We start from the raw sequence: 23,564 nt of genomic DNA, 5'->3' as shown, positions 1-23,564 counted from the left end.
TTCACTTACTCTCCTTACGTGCCTGACCAAAACGAATGCCACCAAATGGATTGATCTGCATGCCGCTAATACCTTCCCTGTATGCCTGAAAGCGATACGCATGTGCGATAGGCAGCAATGGCATTTCTTCTACCAGCAGTTCATTGGCCTGACGGTAGTAGTGCAGTCGCTTCTCCTCTTCAGTAAAGCGCAAGGCCTCGTCGATTAAGGCATCATATTCCTGCATGCACCAGTTCGCCCTGTTAGTACCAGAAGCAATGGCCGAACAACTAAGCAGAGGGCGATAGAAATTATCCGGGTCACCATTGTCAGCAGACCAGCCAATCAGCACTGTGTCGTGCATGCCTTGCTTTAACAGTCGTCTGAAGGTGGCCCATTCATAGCTGACTATGTCGGCTCTGATTCCCACCTTATCCAGATAGCTTTGGATAAGCTCTGCCATTTTCGTTGCATTGGGGTTGTAGGCACGCTGAACCGGCATGGCCCAGATATTCATTCTGAAACCTCTGGCGATACCAGCTTCATCCAGAAGTTGCCTGGCTGCAACAGGGTTGTAATGCACCTCACGCTGATTTTCATCGAATGCCCACGAGGTTGGGGGCAACAAGCCTTTGGACGATACTGCACTATCTGAGTAAACTGCATCCAATAAGGCTTTTCTGTCTATGGCCATGGCCAGGGCTCGCCTGACACGTGCGTCATTAAAGGGCGCTTTGGTGGTATTAAAAGCCCAAAAGCCGACATTCAGCCCCGGCTTTTCTTCCAATACCAGGTCCTGGCGCTCGTCAACAATTCGCAACTCAGTCTGGGCTGGAAAGGCAATCACATCACATTCACCGGTAATCAGCTTGGCCAGACGCATTGAGCTGGTTGGCGTAATATCAAATATCAATTGTTGTTGCTGGACGTGACCTTGCCAGTAATTTTCGTGGCGTTGATACCTGATAAAGTTGTTCTTTTTGAACTTATCAAACTTGAATGGTCCGGTTCCGATGGGTTGGCTGTCCAGTAATTCGGGCGTACCGGCCTGCATAAGCTGCTCTGCATACTCTGCCGACAGAATCACGGCAAAATCGGTGGCCAGGGTGGCCAGAAAAGAGCTGTCCGGTCTGTTTAGCTTAATTTCCACCCTGTAGCCGTTAAGCTTGTTCACTTCAGCGACAATGTCCTGTAAACCAAGGCTCTCAAAGTAGGGGTATATGCCGCCCGAAATTTTATGATACGGGTGATTGGGCTGGCGCCAGCGATTAATACTGAACAGGACATCGTCCGCGTTAAAAGTTCGGCTGGGAGTAAAGTAACGGGTTTGCTGAAATTGCACATCTTTGCGCAACTGAAAGGTATAAGTCAGTCCATCCTCGCTGACCAGCCAACTGTCGGCCAGCGCCGGAATAACCTTACTGGAGTCGGGATCAAAATCCAGTAAGCCATTATACAGTTGATGTGCTGTTGCATCGGCCGTGGTACCAGATATGTCTAACTGCGGATTGAAGGTTACCGGGCTCCCTTCCGAACAATATATTAGCCCCTGTTGTTTCACCTGGGCATCGTTGATGTCCTGGCAGCCGATGCTTAAAGTGCAGGACAACATCAGACCAAGGTAAGTTCTGTTAATCATCAATCCACTTCTCTGGATGTGCCTTCCAGCAGGTTGTACTTTTTCAGGTAACCCCGTAATTGATGGTAGGTCAATCCCAGCTTATCCGCTGTTTTCTTCTGATTAAACTGACTATCTGCCAACGCCTGCCGGATCAGGTCAATTTCGAAATCCTGTGACATGGTTTTTAAGTCGACCGGGAAGCTGAACCTTACGGCACTGCTATGATCTTTCTTGGCTATAGGCATCGGCTCAGCAATACTGACCGTTGGCTCAGCAATTGGTTTAGGCGGTGGCAGCCGGTCTTGTGTTTTGATTCTGCCTTTAGGACGGAACGGCGATTCGAAGGGGTCAAGGACAATCTGATGAACCGGCAAGTGAGGATTGTTGCAACGGTAAACCGCACGTTCTACTACGTTCTTTAATTCCCGAATATTGCCTGGCCAGTGATAATCCAACAAGGTGCGTCGGGCTTTTTCGGTAAAACCGCTGAACAATTCCATTTCAAGTTCTCTCGCCATATTAATAGCAAAGTGTTCGGCCAGCATCAGAATATCTTCTGGCCTTTCACGCAGCGGCGGTAGGGTAATAACGTCAAAGGCCAGCCTGTCCAGTAGATCGGCTCTGAACTCCCCCCGCTCTGCTAAATCTGGCAAATCTTCATTAGTGGCGGCTACCAGTCTGACGTCCACTTTGACCGACTTGGAACCCCCCACACGTTCAAATTCACCATACTCAATGACTCTTAGTAACTTTTCCTGAATCAGACCTGAGGTGTTGGCCAGTTCATCCAAAAACAGTGTGCCATTATTCGCGGTCTCAAAGCGTCCTTCACGACGTTTGGCTGCGCCGGTAAATGCGCCAGCTTCATAGCCGAACAGTTCACTTTCCAGCAGATTGTCGTTTAAAGCCGCACAGTTCAGTTTCAGGTAAGCCTGATCCCAACGGCCAGACAGGAAATGTAATCGGGCTGCCACCAACTCTTTGCCTGTGCCCCGTTCGCCAATAATTAATACGGGCTTGTTCAACGGGGCTATCTGAGAGATCTGCTCGAGTACTTCGAGAAAACTGTTGGATTGCCCCAACAGATTGTCTTGTTGGCGAAACCGGCTCACTACAATCCTTAAAAAGTGGTCTAATCGACTAATTAGTGGTTGAGTTTAATAATAAGTCAGCTGTGATTAAAAGAATAGTAAATTAATAATCCTTTTAAATCAGGTTGTTACTTTGCTTTGCCTGATTGGCCTGTAAATTGTATGGTCACATGCAAGGTTGGAAATGAACAATGCATTTCCTTTCAGATCATGACAAAGAGGTAAGCATTATGGGTATTTTCTCTCGTTTCACCGACATAGTGAACTCAAATATCAATGCCTTGTTAGACAAGGCCGAAGACCCGGAAAAGATGGTCAGATTAATTATTCAGGAAATGGAGGACACCTTGGTGGAGGTGCGGTCAACCTCAGCGAAGACCATTGCCAATAAAAAAGAAATCAGTGCACAGATTAGCAAGCTGCAAGCTCAGTCTGACGATTGGCAAGCTAAAGCCGAACTGGCGCTGAGTAAGGACCGTGAAGATCTGGCCAGAGCCGCACTGGTGGAAAAGAAGAAAGCTGCTGAACATGCCGAAGCGCTGATTAAAGAACTACAGTTAGTGGAAGATCAAATTGCTAAACTTCAGGGCGAGACAGCGCAATTGCAGGAAAAGCTGGCAGACGCTAAGGCCAGACAGAAGGCGATTATTTTGCGTCAGAAAACCGCACAGTCCAGACTGGATGTAAAACGCACCCTGGATAGCAGTAAAGTCGATGATGCGATGGGGCGTTTCGAGCGCTACGAGCGTAAGATTGATGACCTGGAAAGCCAAATTGAGGCTTATGATATGGGTAAGAAGACCCTGGCCGATGAATTTGCGGCCCTAGAAGACGGCGATAAAATTGATGACGAACTGGCAGCGTTGAAGAAGAAAATAAGCAAGAAAACGCCTAAAGCCGCGAACAAAGAATAAGTCATCAAGCAGCACTGGTTGAGGAGAATATCGTGGAAGATATCATTGGTATATTAGTGGCGCCCATCATCATATTTATGATCTTTGTGGCTCCCATCTGGTTGATTCTGCACTATCGCAGTAAAAAGCAGGTGGCGCAGGGACTGTCCAAAGAAGAATACGCTTCGCTGACTGAACTGGCCGACAAGGCTGAAAAAATGGCCGAACGCATCCATACCTTGGAAGCCATTCTGGATGCTGAGGCCCCGCAGTGGAGGAACCGGGCATGAAAGGCAAAGGTGAAATGTTTCGTAACAGTCAAAAAGGCAAAATCGGTGGTGTATGTGCCGGCATTGCAGACTATTTCGGTTGGGAAGCCTGGTTAATCCGCATTATCCTGGTTTCAGCCGTCTTATTATCAGGGCCTTTCTTTATCATGGCGTATATTGCGGCTTGGTTTATTTTGGATAAGAAACCAGTCAATGACGATGTTTTGAAAGCGCAGGGTAAAGGTTGGTACAACGACGAAGGAGATAACTCACAAGTCGAAGTGAAGTCCAAAGTCTGGCAGGCGGGTGAGCCGCCAAAACAGGCTTTTCACGATATCAAAGGAAGGTTTGACCGACTGGAAATGCGTCTGCGCAGAATGGAAACCTACGTTACCTCGGCTGAGTATCAATTGAACAGGGAAATTAGCCGTCTCTGACCCAGGGACACTTATGACCAGGGGAGCAACATGCTCCTCTTGTTGTTTGTGTGTCTCTTTTCTTACCGTTAAAAACAACCCCGGTAAGAAGTTGAGGTTAAAGGTTTTATACATCAGGAGTTTGGATGCCCGATAAGCCCTTACGTTCTTTCTTCGATAACTTGCAAAATAAAGCCCAGGAAACGGCCAGTCGACTGGCGGATAAGCACGTCAGACTGGCAGTCACGGGCTTAAGTGGAGCTGGTAAAACGGCCTTCATTACGTCTTTGGTGAATCAATTACTTGAATCTGGCAGTACCGCCAGCCTGCCATTTTTTTCGGTGGTCAAAGAGACACGCCTGATGGGCGTGAAGAGAGTGGCGCAACCCGATCTGCGCTTAGCCCGGTTTGCTTACGAGCAAGGGATGGGCGCGCTGAACAACATGCCACCAGCTTGGCCAGAGCCGACTCGCGGGGTAAGCCAGATCCGTTTGCACATAAAATATCAGCCTGCTGGCGGTTTGAGTAAGCTGTTGTTCGAACATTCTACTATGGTGCTGGATATACTGGACTACCCCGGTGAGTGGTTGCTGGATTTGCCTTTGCTCAGCCTGGATTTTGGCCAATGGAGTGAATTTTGCGTCAGTCAAATGCAGCAAGGTGTTCGTCAGTTATTGTCAGCCCCATTGCGGGAAGCGTTACTGACATTTGACTGGTTTGCCGCTGGTGACGAAGTGAAACTGCTGGCTTTATCTGAACAATTCCGTCTGTACCTCAAGGAGTGTAAAGCAGCCGGTCTGGAACTGGTGCAACCGGGGCGTTTTGTGCTCCCTGGTGAACTCGAGGGTGCGCCGGTCCTGCAATTTGTGCCCTTCTTGGGCGACAAGGCTGACTGGGAGCAGGTTCCAGCCGGCTCTAATCTGGCCCTTCTGATAGACCGATACGAACAATACCGCGATAAAGTGGTCAAGCCCTTTTACAAAGCGTATTTCAGTGGCTTTGATCGTCAGATTGTTCTGGTAGATTGTTTGTCGGCTCTGAACAGAGGCGAACAGGCATTTGATGAGTTGCAGCAGTCGATTAATTGGATTTTGAAAAGCTTTGACTATGGTCAAAACTCCTTACTGAGGCGGTTGTTTTCTCCACGCATCGACAAACTGATTTTTGCTGCCAGTAAGGCCGATCATGTGACACCGGATCAGCAGGACAACCTGATTAGACTATTGGAATCCATGGTGCATCACGCCAGGCAGGACATGCGTTACCAGGGGGTGAAGATTCAAACGACGGCATTGGCATCCGTTAAGGCCTCCAAAGTCGGACAAACTCAATATCAGGGGCAAAAACTCAGTGTATTGTCCGGGCATGACATGCATGGACAGACACTCAGTCTGTATCCGGGGGATGTACCGGCCAGGCGACCTGCTCCCACTTTTTGGCAAACACAGGGATTTGAATTTCCACAGTTTTTGCCACCTCGTCGTGACCCATTGACTGCGTTACCACATATTCGCATGGACCAGATGCTGGAGTTTATGCTGGGGGATAAATTGCAATGAAGGAACAAGGTGCTGTGACCAACCTGATGCCGAGAATTGAAGTAACACTCGCAGGGCATGATGAACTACAGAGCGCTGAAGCTCTGCGCAAGGCCATCAAACTGGATGGTGATGTTGATTTGGAAGAAATGCAAGCTTGTGAGCAGGCAGATATTGCAGCGGACGTTAAAGAAGCCAGCAGACCTGGAAAGTTGTTCTGGCTGTTTTGTGCGTTCTTACTGCTAGGGGGAGTGCAACTGGCGGTAGACATCTGGAACAGTGTGCAATCCTTTGATTGGCTGTCTCTGGCCTGGGCAGGATTGTGGAGCCTGAGCCTGGCTGGCGTTCTGTTTTTACTCGCCAAAGAATGGCGAAGTTATCGCAAACTGGACAAGCGGGAGCATCTGCAGCATTTGTCCGCATCACTCAGCGAAAGCCCGGCGATAGGTGAAGCTCGCGATTTTTGTGAGAATCTGCTGCGACAAATGCCTGCATCGGTTCATCAAGACGCTCAACAATGGCAAACTGCTCTGCAGCAGCATTATTCTGATCAGGAAGTCATGCAGCTATTTGAGCAGTATGTACTGGCACCGGCTGATAAAAAAGCCTTAGCCGAGGTTAGCCGGGAATCTGCCGCTTCTGCCGCTTTGATTGCCGTCAGTCCCTTTGTGGTGTTGGATATGTTTTTGGTGCTTTGGCGAAATCTGCGGATGGTAAATCGATTGTGCGCCTGTTACGGGGTAAAAACCGGTTATCTGGCCAAGGTCACTTTATTGAAAAGAACGGTTCGCACCATGCTATATGCTGGAGCGACAGAGCTTTTGGCTGAAGCCTCGGCCTGGGCATTGGGTGGAAGTCTGACCGCCAAGTTATCCACCAGAATGGCGCAGGGCGTCGGGGCTGGGGTATTGACTGCCAGATTTGGTGTGCAGGCTATTCGAATATGTCGGCCTATGCCATTTATCCATCAGCCAGCACCCCAGGTCAGCCAGATTGCTGCCTCAATTGTTAAACAACTTGGCAGTACCGCGCGGGAGTAACTGATGGACTTCCCACTCCCGCACCCATGTAAAACTAATGTTACAGTTGAAACTATCTGGTAAGAGCGCTGTGGCTTTTTCTTTGCCACTATTTGGGTAGACTCACGTCCAAACTACAGGCCCGGTTATTTTTACATGGGCTGATGAATATAAGCGACAGAGTGTATGAGTAAAACTACCCAGTATGTTTCCCATCAGGCTGATGAGAATGGGGTGATCCATTGGAGTGATGAGGAAAATCAGGTGTGGCACGACTTGGTGCTACGCCAGAAAGATATTATTAAAGATCGGGCTTGCGATGAGTTTATGCATGGACTGGAACTGCTGAATTTACCCAGAGACCGTATTCCACAACTGCATGAAGTCAATGAAGTGCTGGCCAGGGAAACCGGCTGGCAGGTTGCTCAGGTACCGGCGTTAATCAATTTTGATGAGTTTTTTCGTCTGTTGGCCAATAAACAGTTCCCGGTTGCTACTTTTATCCGTACCCGGGAAGAGTTTGATTATCTTCAGGAACCGGACATTTTTCATGAGATATTCGGCCATTGCCCGCTTTTAACCAATAAAGCCTTTGCCCACTTCACCCACACCTATGGAAAACTGGGCTATGCGGCGAATAAACAGGACCGCGTATATCTGGCCAGATTGTATTGGTTCACGGTGGAATTTGGCTTACTTAGGCAAGCCGGTAAGTTACGTATCTATGGGGGCGGGATCCTGTCTTCTCCCGGAGAAACGCTCTATGCTCTCGAGAGTGACGAGCCTGAACGCCATGACATGGAGCCTCTGGAGGCATTCCGTACCCCATATCGCATCGATATCATGCAACCTGTTTACTATATTCTGCAAGAATTGGATGACCTGTTTGGTTTGGCTGAAATGGATATGATGGCATTAGTGGAACAAGCCAAAACACTGGGGTTGCATACACCGAAATTCCCACCTAAGCCACAGAAGATGGCCGGTTGAGAACCTTATTAACGAAATGGAGGAAAATCTTAGTATGACCGAACTTAGTCAACAGAAATGTGAAGCCTGTCGTGCTGATGCGCCTAAAGTGTCAGAACAGGAGTTAGCCGAATTAATTCGTGAAATCCCTGACTGGGTGCCTCAGGTTAGGGACAACGTGATGCAACTTGAGCGTGAATTCAAGTTTAAGAACTTCAAGTTAGCGCTGGCATTTGCCAACCGTGTAGCCGAATTGGCTGAAGCAGAGTTCCATCATCCCTCGATTCTGCTGGAATGGGGGAAAGTGACAATAACCTGGTGGACGCATGCTATTAACGGGTTGCATAAAAATGATTTTATTTGTGCCGCCAAAACCGATGCCTTACTCGACTAAGTAGCGTGCCACTTTAATGTTCGGGGGCCGTTGCCCCCAACATGTCATCACCTTCTACATTCCCTTATTGTAAGACCAGATTTCACTGTTCTCATCACGGCGAATGTCATAAAATGTTTACAACCTTGTCATATTGGATTCGTCTATGCGTCTGGAGATCAGCTGTAAGGATCGCCTTGGGATTACCCAGGATGTGCTGGATATACTGGTTGAATATGAGATTAATCTACGCGGTATAGAAATTGACAGCAGTGGGAAAATCTTTTTGCACTTCCCCAATGTTGAGTTTGCTGAATTTCAGCACTTGATGCCAAAGATTAGGCGCATAGAAGGGATAGAAGACGTAAAAACCACGCCATTTATGCCAATTGAGCGAGAGCAAAATCAACTTAGAGCCTTACTTCGTACCTTGCCAGACCCGGTTTTTTCCATAGACAGTCGAGGCAATATTCTGTTGGTCAACGAAGCCGTGGTATCCAGTCTGGAAAGTTCTTATGAAGAAATCGCCGGCAGGGAAATTACTGACCTGGTCAAGGGATTCAACTTCAGCCGCTGGTTGGATGGTAAGCAGGTTTTAGCACAAACCCAAAAGGTGAAATTTATTGAACAGGATTTCCTGGCTGATATTTTGCCAGTGATGGTGGCAGATGGTGATGCAGATGCTGTCCTGGCAGGCGCGGTGTTGTTACTTAAATCAGAATACCGCTTGGGGCAGCAATTAACCGTGTTTCATCAGGCCAGTAACGATTCCTTTAATGAAATCCAGGCCACCAGTAGTCAGATGAAAAAGGTGGTGCGTGAAGCCAAAAAGATGGCCGAGCTGGATGCACCAATTTTATTGGTAGGCGAGACCGGTGTCGGCAAAGAAATGATTGCCAGAGCGTGCCATCGTGCCAGCCGTCGCAGTAGCCACGAGTTTGTGTTGCTGAATTGTGCGTCTATTCCTGATGACATGGCCGAGCAAGAGTTGTTTGGCTATGGACCTGGGGCCTATGGCCAGAAACAAAGTAAGAGTGGGTTACTGGAGCAGGCCGAAAACGGCACGTTGTTTTTAGATGAAGTAGGGGACATGTCAATGTCCCTGCAAGCAAAATTATTGCGGGTACTGCAAGACGGCTCCTTCCGACGGGTTGGTGATGCCAGGGAAGTGGTGGTTAATGTGCGGATCATTGGCACCACACAAAAAGATCTTGCCCAGATGGTGATGGAAGGGCGCTTCCGCGAAGATCTTTATTACCGTCTGAATGTGTTGAGCCTGGTTGTGCCGCCACTTCGGGAACGTAAAGCTGATATTATTGGTTTAGCAGAGCATTTTCTTAAAAATCAAAGTACTAAACTCGGGAGACGGCCGCCAAAACTCAACAAGTCTTGCGTGGAGTTTCTGCAAAATTATCCTTGGCCGGGTAATGTCAGACAGTTGGAAAATACCTTATACAGGGCTCTGACATTGCTGGAGCGGGATGAGCTGGGTAAAGAAGATATTCAACTGCCAGACAGTGCTATGAGCTCTGGCTATTTTTCGGATGAGCTTGAGGGCACATTAGATCAAGAAGTTAAGCGATTTGAGAAAGATCTGTTACGCCGATTGTATCCGAGTTATCCCAGCACCAGGCAATTGGCCCGGAAGCTGGGGTTAAGTCATACGGCAATTGCCAACAAGCTGAGGGAGTACGGGATCAGTAAGAAGACCGTAAAGGTTTGATGCCATCACTTTATCAAATGACGTAAATTCAGTGTTACGCCTTAGTGGACAGCAAACACGAGCCTGTTTGCAAGGCTAGGCTTTTCATTTGAGGCTGGCTATTGTTTATTAGCAGCATAGATATAAAGCTTAATTGGATAGATAAGAATATTTCATGAAATTAGCAACGTTAAAAAATGGTACACGCGACGGCCAGTTGGTCGTGGTCAGCAAAGATCTTCAATCTGCAGTAGCGGTAACCCATATAGCGCCAACTATGCAGGCGGCTTTGGATAACTGGGATACCGTGTCCATGCATTTGCAAGCAACCTATCATGCGTTGAATATTGGCCAGTTGGACGATGTCATGGCGTTTGACGCCAGCCAATGTGAATCTCCATTGCCGCGCGCTTATCAATGGGCTGACGGCAGTGCCTATGTGAATCACGTGGAACTGGTCAGAAAGGCCAGAGGCGCTGACATGCCTGATACATTCTGGACGGATCCATTAATGTATCAAGGTGGTTCCGATGATTTCATCGGTCCGGAAGATGACATTCTGATGCCAAGCGATGACTGGGGCATCGATTTTGAAGCCGAAGTTGCCGTCGTTACCGGTGACGTGCCAATGGGGGTTAGTGCACTGGAAGCGGGAAATCATGTACGCCTGCTAATGCTGGTCAACGATGTATCGTTGAGAGGCCTTATTCCCGGTGAGCTGGCCAAAGGATTTGGTTTTTTTCAGTCCAAACCGGCCTCCGCGTTTTCTCCTGTCGCCATCACGCCGGATGAGCTCGGTGATGCCTGGCAGGGCTTTAAGGTCGCATTGCCGTTAATGTCCACCCTAAATGGTGAATTGTTTGGTAAACCCGATGCTGGCGTGGATATGACGTTTGATTTCGGCCAATTGATTGCCCATGCAGCCAAGACCCGAAATTTGGGGGCGGGCGCGATCATTGGTTCAGGTACAGTGTCTAACAAGCAGGGTACCGATCATGGTAGTGCTATCAAAGACGGCGGTGTTGGCTATTCCTGTATTGCTGAGGTGCGTATGATTGAAACTATCCGAGATGGCAAGCCCAGCACACCTTTTATGAAGTTTGGTGACAAAATTCGCATCGAAATGCTGGATGCTCAGGGTGTCAGTCTGTTTGGTGCCATTGATCAGCAGGTTAAAGAGTACGGAAAATGAGTATCAAGCTATATGGTTACTGGCGCTCATCGGCCAGTTACAGAGTGAGACTGGCACTTAATTTAAAAAAAATATCCTATCAGTACATACCTGTGCATTTAGTCAAAGACGGTGGTGAACAACATCAGCAAGCTTATTTGGGTTTAAATCCCGCCGAGCTTGTGCCGACGCTGGTGGACGAGGATGAAGATATTATCCTTAATCAGTCGCTGGCGATTATTGAATATCTGGATGAGAAGTACAGCTCTCCGGTAAGGTTGCTTCCAGAGCACAAACTTCAGCGAGCAAGAGTTCGGGCATTGGCACTGGATATCGCAGCAGACATTCAGCCGCTGGCCAACCTACGGGTGCTGCAGCACTTGGAGTCAGCTTATCAGGTGGACACCCAGGGCAAGACAGATTGGAGTCGGCACTGGATTGAGAAGGGCTTTGCAGCCATTGAACGGCGGTTGCAAAATACAGCAGGTAAGTTCTGCTTTGGCTTTGACTTAACCATGGCGGATGTGTGTTTGATTCCACAGGTTTATAACGCGCAACGCTTTGGTGTGGACATGAGCCAGTTCCCACTGATACAGCGCATTCAGGAAAACTGCAATAAGTTACCTGAGTTTGCCAGCGCGCTGCCTGAGAATCAGCCGGACGCGCAATAGGCAGAAAAGGGCTGTCAAATCAGCCCGTCTATTGGTTTTTAATCGGTAATTCAGTGGTGTTCTTAACCTGTTTTAGGGCAAAGGTTGAACTGAGATGATCAACGCATGGTAGGTGTGTGAGTTTGCTTTTCAGCAGTTGTTCGTACTCTTCTATGCTCTCGACCACCACCTTGAGCAGGTAGTCTTTTTCGCCGCTGGTGGTATGACACTCTACTACCTCGGCAATATGCTGGACCGCTGCTTCAAAGCCATTAAGAGATTCTTCGTCATGGTTTTTGAGCGTGACATAGATGAAAACACTGACACCTAAATTGAGCTTCTTACCGTCCAGCAGCGTCACTTTGCGTTTGATGATACCGTCGCTTTCCAGGCGTTTTACTCTTCGCCAGCAGGGGGTGTGCGACAGCCCCACCTTTTGGCTGAGTTCTGCCATTGAGACGGTCGCGTCTTTTTGCAGGACCCGAAGAATTTCACGATCAAATTTGTCTAGTTTCATAAATCACAGTGGGTTTACAAAGTGGCACAAGGATGCTGAAAAACAGAGGGTTTTTCAACTGAATTTACTAGGATGAGCCTCCTATTGAGGTTCGATTTTTAAGATTACTGTTGCGCACGGGTAGGGATGTAGCCTGAAAGTTAGCAAGACATGTCCTCTGGGCGATGCGCTACCATGTGCAACAATTTCCTAACATCCCGCATATTTTAACAGGGTAACGATATGTCTGTTTTTGATCACAAGGCCTACGACAACCACGAAAAAGTGGCGTTTTTCCATGATGCCAAATCTGGCCTTAAAGCCATAATTGCCGTGCATAATACAAACCTTGGTCCTGCCCTTGGCGGATGCCGTATGTGGCCTTACGCAAGCAGTGAGGAAGCCCTTACGGATGTATTGCGTTTATCTAAAGGTATGTCTTACAAATCTGCCATGGCAAATTTGCAGTTGGGCGGCGGAAAATCTGTCATTATTGGTGATCCTCGTAAAGGCAAGTCTGATGACATGATGTTGGCGATGGGGGATTTCGTGCAAAGTCTTGGAGGCAAGTACATCACCGCAGAAGATTCCGGCATTGCGGTGCGCGATTTGCAACTGATGGCGCAGCGCTGCGAGTATATCGCTGGCACTCACGCTAAGTTCCGTTATGACGGTGGTGCAGCAGACGGCAATCCGGCACCGTCAACTGCCTATGGGGTATTTGTTGGCTTACGTGCTTCCGTGCGTCACGCCCTTGGCTCAGATTTAAACGGTGTTTCAGTTGCCATTCAAGGGCTTGGCCATGTTGGCTATCGTTTGGCAGAGCATTTGTATAAAGAAGGTGCCAAGCTCTATGTTACCGATATCTACCCGGACAATCTTGACAAAGCGGTGCAGGAGTTTGGTGCGACAGTGGTATCGCCTGATGAGATTTTCGCATTAGATGTGGATGTATTCGCGCCTTGTGCACTAGGTGCCATTATTAATGACAACAGTTTATCTTTGTTGAAAGCCAAGGTGGTGGCTGGAGCGGCCAATAATCAACTGGCTGAGGAACGTCATGGTCAGATGCTCAAGGAAAAAGGCGTACTCTATGCACCTGACTATGTCATAAATGCCGGTGGCGTTATTGATATTTATCACCAGAAAATGGACAGTAGCGCCGAGGCCATGCGTAAGCATATAGAAGGAATTGGTGACACGCTGCTTGAAATCTATCAGCGTGCAGATGAGCAGGGACTGCCGACCAATCTGGAAGCCAACAAGATGGCTGAGGAGCGGTTTTCTTGATCGGTGCTCCATCCGTGACGAGCACCTAAATCGCTATGGCGAAGTGAATTCGCCTTCGCTTCGCCACAGGCGCACGGTACGTCCATGTACCTTGATCGGTACTCCGTCCGTGACGAGCACCTAAACCGCTGTGGCGAAGTGAACTTGTCCGTATACTTGCCTTGCAAGGTGACGGGTTATCAGGGATAATGCGCGCCGCCTAAGGGTGGCGATGTCATACCTGAGCTTTCTATGGTGGTCCCGTCGGTCCTCCCGCAATGATACTTTATGAACCCGGTCAGGCCCGGAAGGGAGCAGCCGCAGTAAAGGACTCATGTGCCGGGATGTGGCTGGCAGGACCGCCACCTTAATCCGGCCATTTTTAGCAGGGTCAGGATGTTACCGTTATCCCGCCTTTTTCTTTGCATCATCTGACTGCAAATATTTCAGTGCTTTGTCCATAGCTTCCGATACATTCATTTCCATTTGCTGCCGCTCACTTTGTGAAATGTAAAAGGCCATATCTACTTCGAACCGAATGTAGCGGGCTGGGCACTGGTTCAAGGTCAGGCAACTGAGGTCGGCTAGAAAATCATCATCTTGACTGTTGTGCAGCCCTAACTTTTCAATTCTTTCCAGCACCAGATGTTCATAGTAGTTATGAATGTCATCATCCAATTTCATTTTCTGTCCTGTTTGCTTCACGTTTTCAACAGGCTAGTTGAAGTTTGTCCCTTAGGCCAGAGGCTTCTTTGATTTATTGGACTTGAGTACACTTAACCTGTGTCATCAAGCGATTTGTCAATGCGTATGGCCGCTAAGAAAGGGCAAATCCGCTGAGCTCATTTTGTTTAGAAAATGGATAACTTTAATGAAAAAAAATATTGAACCCTGCTATTACGGTGACTACTTACAACTCGACAAGTTGTTAAGCGCGCAAAAGCTGCAAAGTGCCAAGTATGGGCAGGCAGCACACGAAGAAACCCTGTTTATTATCGTGCATCAGGTGTATGAGCTGTGGTTTAAACAGATATTGCACGAACTCTCCTCCATCATAGATGTGTTTTCCGAGCAGGAGGTGCGCGACCAGCAACTTACAACTGTCGTGCACAGATTGAAAAGGGTGATCAGTATTCAGGAATTGCTGAACGATCAAATAAGTGTGATGGAGACCATGAGCCCTCAGGAGTTCTTATCCTTCCGTGATTATTTGGTACCCGCCTCCGGATTCCAGAGCATTCAGTTCAAAATGCTGGAAATCTCGCTTGGATTAAAACGTGAGTTTCGCATTGATTTTGACAAGCAGTCTTTTTATAACCGGCTTGAAGACAGTGATAGAGCGTTTCTTGAGCGCCTGGAGAGCAAAGATAGTTTGTTTGAACTTACACAAAAATGGCTGGAGCGTCTGCCGTTGCTGGAGTTTGATGATTTCCGGTTTTGGCAGCTATATCGCCAGGCCACAGATAAAATGTTGGCAAGTGACGAGGAAATCATTCGAAATAACCCGACCTTATCAGATAAAGAGCTTCGTCAGGAGCTCAAAGAGCTGCAATCTACCCGGGATACATTTGAAGCATTGTGGGACGAAAATGAATACGCAAAGTGGCAGTTGCAAGGGCAATTTCGTTTATCGCAAAAGGCGCTTTTGGCCGCACTTTTCATTAATCAGTATAATGAGGAGCCATTGTTTAATTTGCCCTATCAGTTTATTACCTGCCTGACCGAAGTGGATGAGAAACTAACCATCTGGCGTTACCGTCATGCCATGATGGTACAGCGGATGCTGGGCGGCAAGATAGGTACCGGCGGGTCATCAGGGCATGAGTATTTGAAACGGACTACTGAATCTAACCGCATCTTTAAAGACTTCTTCAACATGGCCACCTTCTTGTTACCCAAAGCGGCTTTACCTGAATTACCGACTAAAGTTAGGCAAAAATTGGGTTTTGCGTTGAGTGACATATAAAAAATCTGTCTCAGGGTTTAATTATACTGGCATCTTCCTGTTACATAGCCGCTGGGAAGGCGTCAGTAAGCCTCTGGATACATTTTCTGATGTGTCCTGCAATCCATAAAAAGTTCCATTCGATTGTTATTTTTAGTGTCTTTTTGTTTTTGTTGTGTACACTAAATGTTACATGTAGGTGCTTTTTTGCTCGTTGTGAGCAGTGTTCAGGCGGGTTACTAGCTAACATCGGTTGACCAGATTAAAGCCCTATGTATATTATCGAATGAGAGGCTCACTACCTCTCATGAAAAATAACCGCTAAAGCGGATAACAAAAATCACTAGATAACAAGTTAGTGGTCCAGGGAGACAAAACATGTATATGAAATCCAGACTAGCTGGAGCTGTGCGCATGGCGCTGGCTCTGGGAGCTACTTCTGTTGCGTTTTCACCCGTTGCCTTTGCTCAAGAAGGTCAAAACACTGAAGGCGCCGAAGCCGTTGAAAAAATCTCTGTAACAGGTTCTCGCATTAAGCGTACTGATATGGAGTCTGCCAGCCCCATTACTGTTCTGACGGCTCAGGACTTGGAAGCAGCTGGTGTACCTACTATCGAAAAATACATCCAAGCGCTGCCAGCGGTGAATGGTTCTGCCCAGGGTTCTAACGTGAACAACGGCAGTAACGGTTCTGCCACTGTATCTCTGCGTGGCTTGGGTTCAGGCCGTACTCTGATTTTGGTGAATGGTCGTCGTACCGCGTTTAGTGATCTGAACTCCATCCCAATGTCATTCGTAGAGCGTGTAGAAGTTCTGCGTGATGGTGCTTCTACTGTATATGGTTCAGACGCTATCGCTGGTGTTGTGAACTTTATTACCAAGCGTAATTTTGAAGGTGCTGAGTTTGTTGCTCAGTACGACTTGTCTGGCAAAGGTGATGGCGAAACATCGAAAGTGGCCGCTACTGTTGGTACCTCAAATGACAAGGGCAACGTGGTGCTGTCATTGGAATACACCAATCGTCAGCCAATTGGTCAGAAAGACCGTGATTTCTCTGAATGCCCTCTTCAGGATGATGGTGCTGGTGGTGTTGAATGCTGGGGTTCTGGTACTACAGCAATGGGCACCTGGACATCATTAACACCTGGTACCACCTTAAAGAGCATGGTGGTTGATCCAAACACCGGTGAAATTCGCAAACTGAACGGCGCAACAGATGCCTATAACTTTGCAACTACCAGCTACATGGTAACGCCGCAGGAAGTGTTCAGTATCAACGCTGCTGCCAGCTATGAAGTGTTTGACGAAACCACGGTATTTCTGGAAGGTGGTTTTACCAACCGTCAGTCAGACCAGTTGATGGGCCCTGAAGGTACTTTCTGGGGACAAATCGTTACTGCTGATCACCCGGACAACCCTATCGGCGAAGAGTTGGTAATCAACCGCCGTTTGACCGAGACCGGTGGTCGTGCCTTTACGCAGGATTTTTCTGATTACCGCATGGTATTCGGTTTCGAAGGCTTCCTGGACAATGGTTGGGCCTGGGATGTGTCCTACAACTACGCGCGCTTCGTAGATGCGCGGGTTGATTTTGGCCGTGCCAACCCCAAACGTTTCGGTAACCTGACCGACCCCACTAAGTGTGCCGCTGATGCGCTGTGTCCTGGGTTGTGGAACCCCTTTGTTATGGACAGTCTGACTCAGGCCCAGCTTGATTATGCGTTCCTGCCTAACTCACCTGTTGTACGTGGTACTACCAAACAGTTACTGGCTAACCTGACTGGCGACCTGGGTGATTTCGAATTACCTGCAGGCCCAGTCGCCTGGGCTGTGGGTATTGAAAAGCGTTGGGAAGACTATCTGTTCCAACCTGATGGTGCAGCACTGATTGGTGAGATTTACTCAGTAGCCGGTGAGAAAACCGAAGGTCAATACGACGTAACGGAAACTTACCTGGAACTGAGCGTGCCTCTGCTGGCCGACCTGCCTGGAGTGGAGTCTCTGAACCTGTCTGCTGCAGTACGTCGTTCAGACTATAACTTCCTGGATGCACAAACCAACACCAAAATTGGTCTGGAATATACCCCGTTTGACGGTTTGTTAATTCGTGCCACTAAGGCGGATGGTTTCCGTGCACCGAGCATCAGTGAACTGTTTGCACCGCAGCAGGAATCTAACCTGAACTACAACGAACCTTGTACTAAGTACGCAACCGGTACTCAGAGTGCTACCGTTAAGGCCAACTGCGCGGCAGACGGCTTACCGGGCGACTTCGAGCTGACCTCTAACCAGTCCAGTTCTATCGTCGGTGGTAACCCTGACCTGCAACCTGAAGAGTCAGAAAGCTTGACCGTAGGTTTTGTGTATACACCTGATTTCATTGAGAACTTCAGTGTTGCAGTAGACTACTTTGATATTGAAATCACCAACGGTATCGGTACCGCAGGGACCAGTAATATCATCAATGGCTGTTATGAAAGTGCCAACTTCAGCAGCCCATTGTGTAGTTTGATTGTTGGTGCAGCAGCTGTTGACCGCGTACCTTATCCAACTTCACCGCGTCGCGATGTGTTAGGTGCCATGGCTGGTATCATGGTAACTAACGCTAACCTTGCGACCTTTGAAACGGCTGGTGTGGATTTTGACGCCAGCTACAGCATGGATATGGGTGAAGGTAGCCTGAAAATGCGTTTAGATGGTACCTGGTTGGACAAATACAACTATGTTCCATTTGATGGTGAAGAGATGATCCATCTGGCTGGTTACTATGGTGAAGACCAGTGGGAGAACAACGTCGCAGCGTTCTCTGAACTGCGTACTAACTTTACCGCCACTTATACTGCAGGTGATTACTCATTCACGTGGATGGCCCGTTTCATGATGGGTACTGACGATGAGACGGTAGAGGACCTGGCTGCCAGTGATAACACCAGTAACCATGCCGGTTCAGTGGTTTATCACGACATTCAGGGTAGCTACTACATGGATAACTACACCTTTACCTTGGGTGCAAGAAACCTGTTTGATAAAGAGCCACCTTACACCACCAACAATGATGATATGAATACTCTGTCATCTTCATACGATACCGCTGGTATGTACTGGTATGCTCGTGTGACTGCCAAGTTCTAAATCGAACTTGCTTAAAGAACCAGCCGAAAGGCTGGTTTTTTTTTGTTAGTCTAATGTGATAAGACTTTTGTGGGTCATAAGGTGAAGTTATGTCTGTTAACGCACAAAAGCTGATGCAACAAGCCGTTGCACTTTATCAGCAACAAAATTACCTGGCTGCGGAGCAAATGCTGAGGCAGTTAATCGGTGTGGGTAATGTCCATCCACTGGTGTGGCATATCTATGCCCTTAGTTTACGTAAACTGGGTCGGCTGCATGAGAGTGAGAGTGCATTCAACCAAGCCATTAAAATTGCGCCTAATGACCCGGAAGTGCACAATAATTTTGGCAATCTGCAAAAGCAAATGGGTAACGTTGAAAAAGCGTTAGCGCTTTTTCAACAAGCGTTGGACCTTAAGCCGGGTTTTGCTGATGCATCCTACAACGCCGGATTATTGCATTTTGAACAGAAGCGGTTTGCTTCTGCATTAGCACTATTTGGTCATGCCTTAGACGCCAAGCCTGCTTTTGTGTCGGCCGCTGTAATGTTTGCCAGTTGTTGTATGGAGTTGGGGCAAATTGACATGGCGCTGGAACGCCTGACAAAGCTCATTAACCTGGTATCAGACAAGGATCGAATACTGTTGTCGCTTGCGCAATGTCACCGAGCGAAAGGGCAGTATCAACTGGCGATAGAGTGCTTACGGGAAAGTCGCTTATCTGCATCCTGCTGCAAAGAATTAGCAACCAATCTGTTTCTAAATGGGAAGTGTGAAGAGGCCGAACAAATTTTACTCGATGCACTCAAACAGGAACCCGGCAATCTGTCCCTACATCAGGGATTGTCAGAAATACGCTGGCTCAATAATGACACTGCGTGGTTGAAAAGTTATGAGGACGCACTGCGTGGTTCGCCTGAAAATTGGGCGCTGCGCTGTGATTTAAGCAACAAACTGCTAAAGGCGGGATGTTTGCCACAGGCCGAAGCCGTGCTGAACGCGACTTCTGCAACGGACTGGCCAACTCAGGCCTTGCTGTTAAAAGGCCACATATTGCGTGAACAAGGTCAACTGGCGGCGGCCAAATCCACGTTGGAAATAGCGGTGAGTCAGTCTAAGAGAGAGGCTCAGGTGCTAAATGAGTTAATGCTTTGCTATTTGGCAACCAAAGATTTTGATGAGGCAAATCAGCTATGCACAGAATTAACGGAAAGGTACAGCGAAAATCAGGCGTGGTGGTCAATGCGGGCGGCCTGTTTGAAGTTATCCGGCAATTTGACCGCATACCGACAGCTTTATGACCTGGACCGATTTGTTAAAGCTTATGAGCTTCCTTGTCCTGACGGTTTCACTGCTATTACCGACTTTAATCTGCAATTACTCGATGATTTGGAAAAGTTACACAGCAGCCGGAATCATCCGCTTGTGCAGTCGTTACGAACGGGCACACAAACCGAAGGACATCTATTTCGCCGTGACGAAGGCAGTATTAAGTTACTTGAACAGCAGTTACGTTATGTCGTTGAGCAACATATCGACACCTTACCTAAAGACCATACGCATCCTTTTTTACAACGTGTCAGCCGGGAAGTCATATTCAGTGGGGCCTGGTCGGTCAGGCTGAATAAAAGTGGATTCCATCGTAACCACTATCATAGCGAAGGGTGGATCAGTGGCAGCTATTACGTTTCGGTTCCTAATGCGGTCAACCAGCAAGGAAACGGCTGGATAAAATTTGGTCAGGCCGAACTGGGACGTCAGATAAGCATGCAGGCTGACTATATGATAAAGCCACAGGCTGGCACTGTGGTGCTGTTTCCCTCCATGATGTGGCACGGCACCGAACCTTTTGATGACAATCAATACCGCGTGACAGTTGCCTTTGATATCGTACCAATTAAAAAATAAATGGAGACCAGCATGTTTTGGGGAAACTTCAGCAATGCACAAAGCAGTGATGATCGTTTAAAGCGCCATCCTGGTGCCATAGAAATGTCTAAAAGTGAGATGTTTCTTGCTTCCTGCAGCAATATTTTACGTAACGCCTACGGCTTTTTTCGTTCCACGGAGCAAGGTGTTGCCGTGGATGAACAGGGCAACTACCTCCCTCTTTACACTTACCCGGCCATTGAGTACCTGATTCAGTTTGACTATCGAAATAAGCGTATTTTTGAATACGGTGCAGGTATGTCAACTTTGTTTTGGATGGAAAGGGCGGAAATAGTGGTCAGTGCCGAGAATAATGCTGAGTGGTACAACAGCCTGATTCCAAAACTCAATGACAAGGTTAAGCTTATACTGGCTCAGGGGGATATGTTTCCTTTCGTTTTAGAACAACAGCAAGGCGAGTTCGATCTTATTGTGATAGATGGCGCTGGATATAGATTTGACTCGGCAGCTGTTGCCTTAACTAAGTTAGCCAGAGGGGGGGCAATAGTACTGGACAATGCTGACTGGCACCCCAATACAGCAAGATTATTGAGAGAGGGGGGGCTGATTCAGGTCGATATGAGTGGTTTTAAACCTTGTGAATGTCATACATCAACGACGTCTATTTTTCTGCATCGAGACTTTAATTTCCCTACCTTGGATAGCAGGCAACCAGCTTATGCAAAAGGCGCTAAGCTTATTCACTCTGAAGATTGGGACAAGCCATATGCCAAGCGTGGATAACCAAGAGGTATCCGAGTACAAAAAAAGAGCTGCACTATGACATCATCACTTTTGTTAACCCAAGCCAGGCAAGAAAGGCAGGCAGGGCGTGATCAGAACGCTGCCGGTTATTATCGGCAATTGCTTGACGTGCCGGAATGGCGTCAGGAAGCACAAGATTTTTTGCTCCAATTCGGCATGAAGTCCGGTAACTATGCTGATGTGGTTTACTTGCTAGAAGTCATGATAAGTGGGGCAAACGCTAAAGTTCAGCTGCATTTATTGTTAGGACAAGCGCTGCAGAAACTGACCGATGCTGATCCAACTGGGACAGCGTTATCAGATATTGTTAAAGGTTTACCTTTCGCCTATTCCAGCCGACTTATTCTGGGGCGGCTTAAGGAAGTGCGCGGTGATGTTGCACAAGCCATGCGCGATTATCTGGTTGCCATCAATACGGCGAATGGCAAAGGGTATTGGCATAATGAGGCTTCAACTCCACCTTGGTGTCGTCCGTTTGTCAGCCACGCTTTGGTCGCCGTTCAGCAATACCGGCAGGAACTTTTTCATACCTGGCTTGAACCTGTTTGGCATCAGTTTGGCCGACAGGACATGAGCAGAGTAGAAAAAGCAGTAAAAATGTACAGCGGCGAGATTCCCAAAGTCCTGGCGGATAGCAGACAGGTGCCGTCTTTTCTCTATGTACCTGATCTACCCATTTGCCCGGTGTTTGAACGGCAAGAACTTGTGTTTGCTGAAGAATATGAAAGTCAGGCGCAGCTCATAAAAGAAGAATTACTTAACTTGCTGAATTCTGGCAATACGTTCAAGCCATTTCAGGAAGGCAAGGCGGGTGAAGGGTTAACCAAAGGAGGCGAATGGAATGCATACTTCTTCCACCGCCATGGGCAGGACTTCGACGTGGCACACCAGCAATGCCCCCACACATCAAAGGCCTTGTCTGGATTGCCTTTAGTTAACATACAAGAGCATGCTCCGGAGGTGTGCTTTTCTATTATGCAGCCAGGGACACATATCCTGCCTCACCGGGGGGTAACCAACAGCCGGGTTGTGCTTCATCTCGGCTTGGTAATTCCGCAATATTGTCGGCTGAATTTATTGGATGTGCAGGAAATTACCTGGCAAGAAGGGCGAACCTTTGCATTTGATGATACATACTTACATGAAGCTTGGAATCGAAGTAATGAGTACCGGGCTGTTTTGTTGGCGGATATCTGGAATCCACATTTAACCGAAGAAGAATGTCTGGCACTGACGACCCTGATTGAGAAAATAGGGGTGTTCAATCAGGAAACTGCCGCAGTTGATAGCGATTGACCAGAATGATCAAACAGTTATATGCTGCTGGTAGTTGAGCAGGCTGTTCTACTCTGTTATCAATCAGGCCGCATCAGGATAGTATCCGTGGTGGAAGCTTGGTTGTTCACCGTGCCTGACCTTGACATATTCGGGCGTTCCATGTGAACATTCGGCGTTCGAGTCTTTGCGGCCTGCCGGTCGCATTGGCCGCAATCCAAAATAAGAACCGTTTTTAAGCCCCTCGCAGTCGGCTAGACCAGGCTGGCTTCGGGGATTCAAGATAAGAAAATTGGTTGGGAACTATGTCCAAAATGAGCAAGAGAAATCTAATTGCTTCTGCCGTTATCGGTGCATTCGCACTAGGTAGCAGCCAAGTTGTCTCTGCAGACCCTCTTAAAGATTTGCAAAACGAAGAAGCAAAGATCCACGCGGCTGCAGCGCAATCCCAAAAGAAAATCGACAAGATTTACGAGCAAACCCAGGAACTGCTGTTTGAATACCGCGGTGTTATTGACGAGACCGAAAACCTGAAGGTTTACAATGATCACCTGGCTCGTCTGGTTGCTTCTCAGGAAGAAGGTATCGCATCCCTTCAGCGTCAAATCGACGGTATCGAAGGTATTAAGCGCGGCGTAGTTCCTTTGATGTACCGCATGATTGATGCGCTGGAGCAGTTTATTGAGCTGGACCTGCCTATCAATTACGAAGAGCGTAAAAACCGTGTTGCTCACCTGCGTGACCTGATGGCCAATGCCAACGTGACGGTTTCTGAACAGTTCCGTCAGGTACTGGAAGCGTACCTGCTTGAGAACGAGTACGGTAACTCTATCCGTGTTTATCAGGAACAGTTGCAATTTGAAGGTCAGAACATTGCTGCCGACTTCTTCAACCTGGGCCGTACTGCCCTGTTGGCACTGTCTCTGGACCAGAAGCAAGCCTGGGTTTGGAATAACAGCAGCCGTAATTGGGAGCAGCTGGGTGACGAATACCTGAGTTCCGTAGTTAAAGTCATCAAAATGGGCCGTAAGCTGGAGCCATTTGACCTTATCAAACTGCCAATTAAAGCTGCGGAGTAATCAGA

At 47.9% G+C, this 23,564-nt stretch carries 21 protein-coding genes and 1 other RNA gene; 18 read left to right on the top strand and 4 right to left on the bottom strand.

What is annotated here, in order from left to right; genetic code table 11:
- Position 1: 1 nt before the first annotated feature.
- Entirely contained in the window at positions 2 to 1,618 is a 1,617-nt protein-coding gene (gene sapA / locus ABD028_RS16090) for an ABC transporter substrate-binding protein SapA (protein WP_343846236.1), read from the bottom strand.
- Entirely contained in the window at positions 1,618 to 2,712 is a 1,095-nt protein-coding gene (gene pspF / locus ABD028_RS16085; RefSeq protein ID WP_343846235.1) for a phage shock protein operon transcriptional activator, read from the bottom strand. Before pspF ends, sapA begins: the two co-directional genes overlap by 1 nt.
- A 209-nt stretch (positions 2,713 to 2,921) precedes the next feature.
- On the opposite strand from pspF, the gene pspA reads away from it, so the two are divergent.
- From pspA to maiA, 10 genes are all read left to right on the top strand, one after another.
- A complete protein-coding gene (gene pspA / locus ABD028_RS16080) occupies positions 2,922 to 3,605 on the top strand; it encodes a phage shock protein PspA (RefSeq protein WP_343846342.1) in 684 nt (227 codons plus the stop codon).
- A 29-nt stretch (positions 3,606 to 3,634) separates the two neighbouring features.
- Positions 3,635 to 3,874 (top strand): envelope stress response membrane protein PspB, encoded by a 240-nt coding sequence (gene pspB, locus ABD028_RS16075; protein WP_281259791.1) that lies wholly within the window; start codon positions 3,635 to 3,637, stop codon positions 3,872 to 3,874.
- Positions 3,871 to 4,290 (top strand): envelope stress response membrane protein PspC, encoded by a 420-nt coding sequence (pspC, locus tag ABD028_RS16070; RefSeq protein WP_102796644.1) that lies wholly within the window; start codon positions 3,871 to 3,873, stop codon positions 4,288 to 4,290. Before pspB ends, pspC begins: the two co-directional genes overlap by 4 nt.
- A 125-nt stretch (positions 4,291 to 4,415) precedes the next feature.
- On the top strand, positions 4,416 to 5,828 hold the full coding sequence (locus ABD028_RS16065) for a YcjX family GTP-binding protein (RefSeq protein ID WP_343846234.1): 1,413 nt from the start codon (positions 4,416 to 4,418) through the stop codon (positions 5,826 to 5,828).
- On the top strand, positions 5,825 to 6,847 hold the full coding sequence (locus ABD028_RS16060) for a YcjF family protein (RefSeq protein WP_343846233.1): 1,023 nt from the start codon (positions 5,825 to 5,827) through the stop codon (positions 6,845 to 6,847). Before ABD028_RS16065 ends, ABD028_RS16060 begins: the two co-directional genes overlap by 4 nt.
- A 165-nt stretch (positions 6,848 to 7,012) precedes the next feature.
- On the top strand, positions 7,013 to 7,816 hold the full coding sequence (gene phhA / locus ABD028_RS16055) for a phenylalanine 4-monooxygenase (protein ID WP_343846232.1): 804 nt from the start codon (positions 7,013 to 7,015) through the stop codon (positions 7,814 to 7,816).
- A gap of 34 nt (positions 7,817 to 7,850) precedes the next feature.
- Positions 7,851 to 8,189: a 4a-hydroxytetrahydrobiopterin dehydratase gene (locus ABD028_RS16050; RefSeq protein WP_102796648.1), complete on the top strand. Its 339-nt coding sequence runs from the start codon at positions 7,851 to 7,853 to the stop codon at positions 8,187 to 8,189.
- Between the two features lie 145 nt (positions 8,190 to 8,334).
- Positions 8,335 to 9,891, top strand: a complete 1,557-nt coding sequence (gene tyrR / locus ABD028_RS16045; RefSeq protein WP_102796649.1) for a transcriptional regulator TyrR — start codon at positions 8,335 to 8,337, stop codon at positions 9,889 to 9,891.
- Positions 9,892 to 10,045: 154 nt separating this feature from the next.
- Complete coding sequence (locus tag ABD028_RS16040) at positions 10,046 to 11,062, top strand: fumarylacetoacetate hydrolase family protein (protein ID WP_102796650.1); 1,017 nt, start codon at positions 10,046 to 10,048, stop codon at positions 11,060 to 11,062.
- Positions 11,059 to 11,712 carry a maleylacetoacetate isomerase gene (gene maiA, locus ABD028_RS16035; RefSeq protein WP_343846230.1) on the top strand — a complete coding sequence of 218 codons (654 nt, stop codon included), beginning with the start codon at positions 11,059 to 11,061 and terminating at the stop codon, positions 11,710 to 11,712. Before ABD028_RS16040 ends, maiA begins: the two co-directional genes overlap by 4 nt.
- Positions 11,713 to 11,740: 28 nt before the next feature.
- On the opposite strand, the gene ABD028_RS16030 is transcribed toward maiA, so the two are convergent.
- A complete protein-coding gene (locus ABD028_RS16030) occupies positions 11,741 to 12,208 on the bottom strand; it encodes an Lrp/AsnC family transcriptional regulator (protein ID WP_102796652.1) in 468 nt (155 codons plus the stop codon).
- Between the two features lie 222 nt (positions 12,209 to 12,430).
- On the opposite strand from ABD028_RS16030, the gene ABD028_RS16025 reads away from it, so the two are divergent.
- Together ABD028_RS16025 and ffs are read left to right on the top strand one after the other, a co-directional pair.
- Positions 12,431 to 13,477: a Leu/Phe/Val dehydrogenase gene (locus ABD028_RS16025; RefSeq protein WP_102796653.1), complete on the top strand. Its 1,047-nt coding sequence runs from the start codon at positions 12,431 to 12,433 to the stop codon at positions 13,475 to 13,477.
- Positions 13,478 to 13,718: 241 nt separating this feature from the next.
- Positions 13,719 to 13,815: signal recognition particle sRNA small type (ffs, locus tag ABD028_RS16020), an RNA gene on the top strand.
- 46 nt (positions 13,816 to 13,861) lie between these two features.
- Here the strand turns inward: ffs and ABD028_RS16015 are convergent.
- Positions 13,862 to 14,140 (bottom strand): late competence development ComFB family protein, encoded by a 279-nt coding sequence (locus ABD028_RS16015; RefSeq protein WP_343846228.1) that lies wholly within the window; start codon positions 14,138 to 14,140, stop codon positions 13,862 to 13,864.
- Positions 14,141 to 14,327: 187 nt separating this feature from the next.
- Between ABD028_RS16015 and ABD028_RS16010 the strand changes: the two genes are divergently transcribed.
- The 6 genes from ABD028_RS16010 (at position 14,328) to ABD028_RS15985 (ending at position 23,559) form a co-directional block, all read left to right on the top strand.
- Positions 14,328 to 15,422: a tryptophan 2,3-dioxygenase family protein gene (locus ABD028_RS16010; RefSeq protein ID WP_102796655.1), complete on the top strand. Its 1,095-nt coding sequence runs from the start codon at positions 14,328 to 14,330 to the stop codon at positions 15,420 to 15,422.
- Positions 15,423 to 15,785: 363 nt separating this feature from the next.
- Positions 15,786 to 18,533 (top strand): TonB-dependent receptor domain-containing protein, encoded by a 2,748-nt coding sequence (locus ABD028_RS16005; RefSeq protein ID WP_245921585.1) that lies wholly within the window; start codon positions 15,786 to 15,788, stop codon positions 18,531 to 18,533.
- Between the two features lie 89 nt (positions 18,534 to 18,622).
- Entirely contained in the window at positions 18,623 to 20,419 is a 1,797-nt protein-coding gene (locus ABD028_RS16000; RefSeq protein WP_343846227.1) for a tetratricopeptide repeat protein, read from the top strand.
- Positions 20,420 to 20,431: 12 nt separating this feature from the next.
- Positions 20,432 to 21,184 (top strand): O-methyltransferase, encoded by a 753-nt coding sequence (locus ABD028_RS15995; RefSeq protein WP_102796658.1) that lies wholly within the window; start codon positions 20,432 to 20,434, stop codon positions 21,182 to 21,184.
- 36 nt (positions 21,185 to 21,220) lie between these two features.
- Positions 21,221 to 22,501 (top strand): aspartyl/asparaginyl beta-hydroxylase domain-containing protein, encoded by a 1,281-nt coding sequence (locus tag ABD028_RS15990; protein ID WP_343846226.1) that lies wholly within the window; start codon positions 21,221 to 21,223, stop codon positions 22,499 to 22,501.
- 293 nt (positions 22,502 to 22,794) lie between these two features.
- Positions 22,795 to 23,559, top strand: coding sequence for a DUF3450 domain-containing protein (locus tag ABD028_RS15985; protein ID WP_102796660.1), 765 nt, complete (start codon positions 22,795 to 22,797; stop codon positions 23,557 to 23,559).
- The last annotated feature ends 5 nt before the right edge of the window (positions 23,560 to 23,564 follow it).

Source organism: Bowmanella denitrificans, assembly GCF_039522935.1.
Taxonomy (GTDB): Bacteria; Pseudomonadota; Gammaproteobacteria; order Enterobacterales; family Alteromonadaceae; genus Bowmanella; species Bowmanella denitrificans.
The sequence above is the reverse complement of the archived record's forward strand: the minus strand, read 5'-3'. Positions and strand labels throughout refer to the sequence as shown.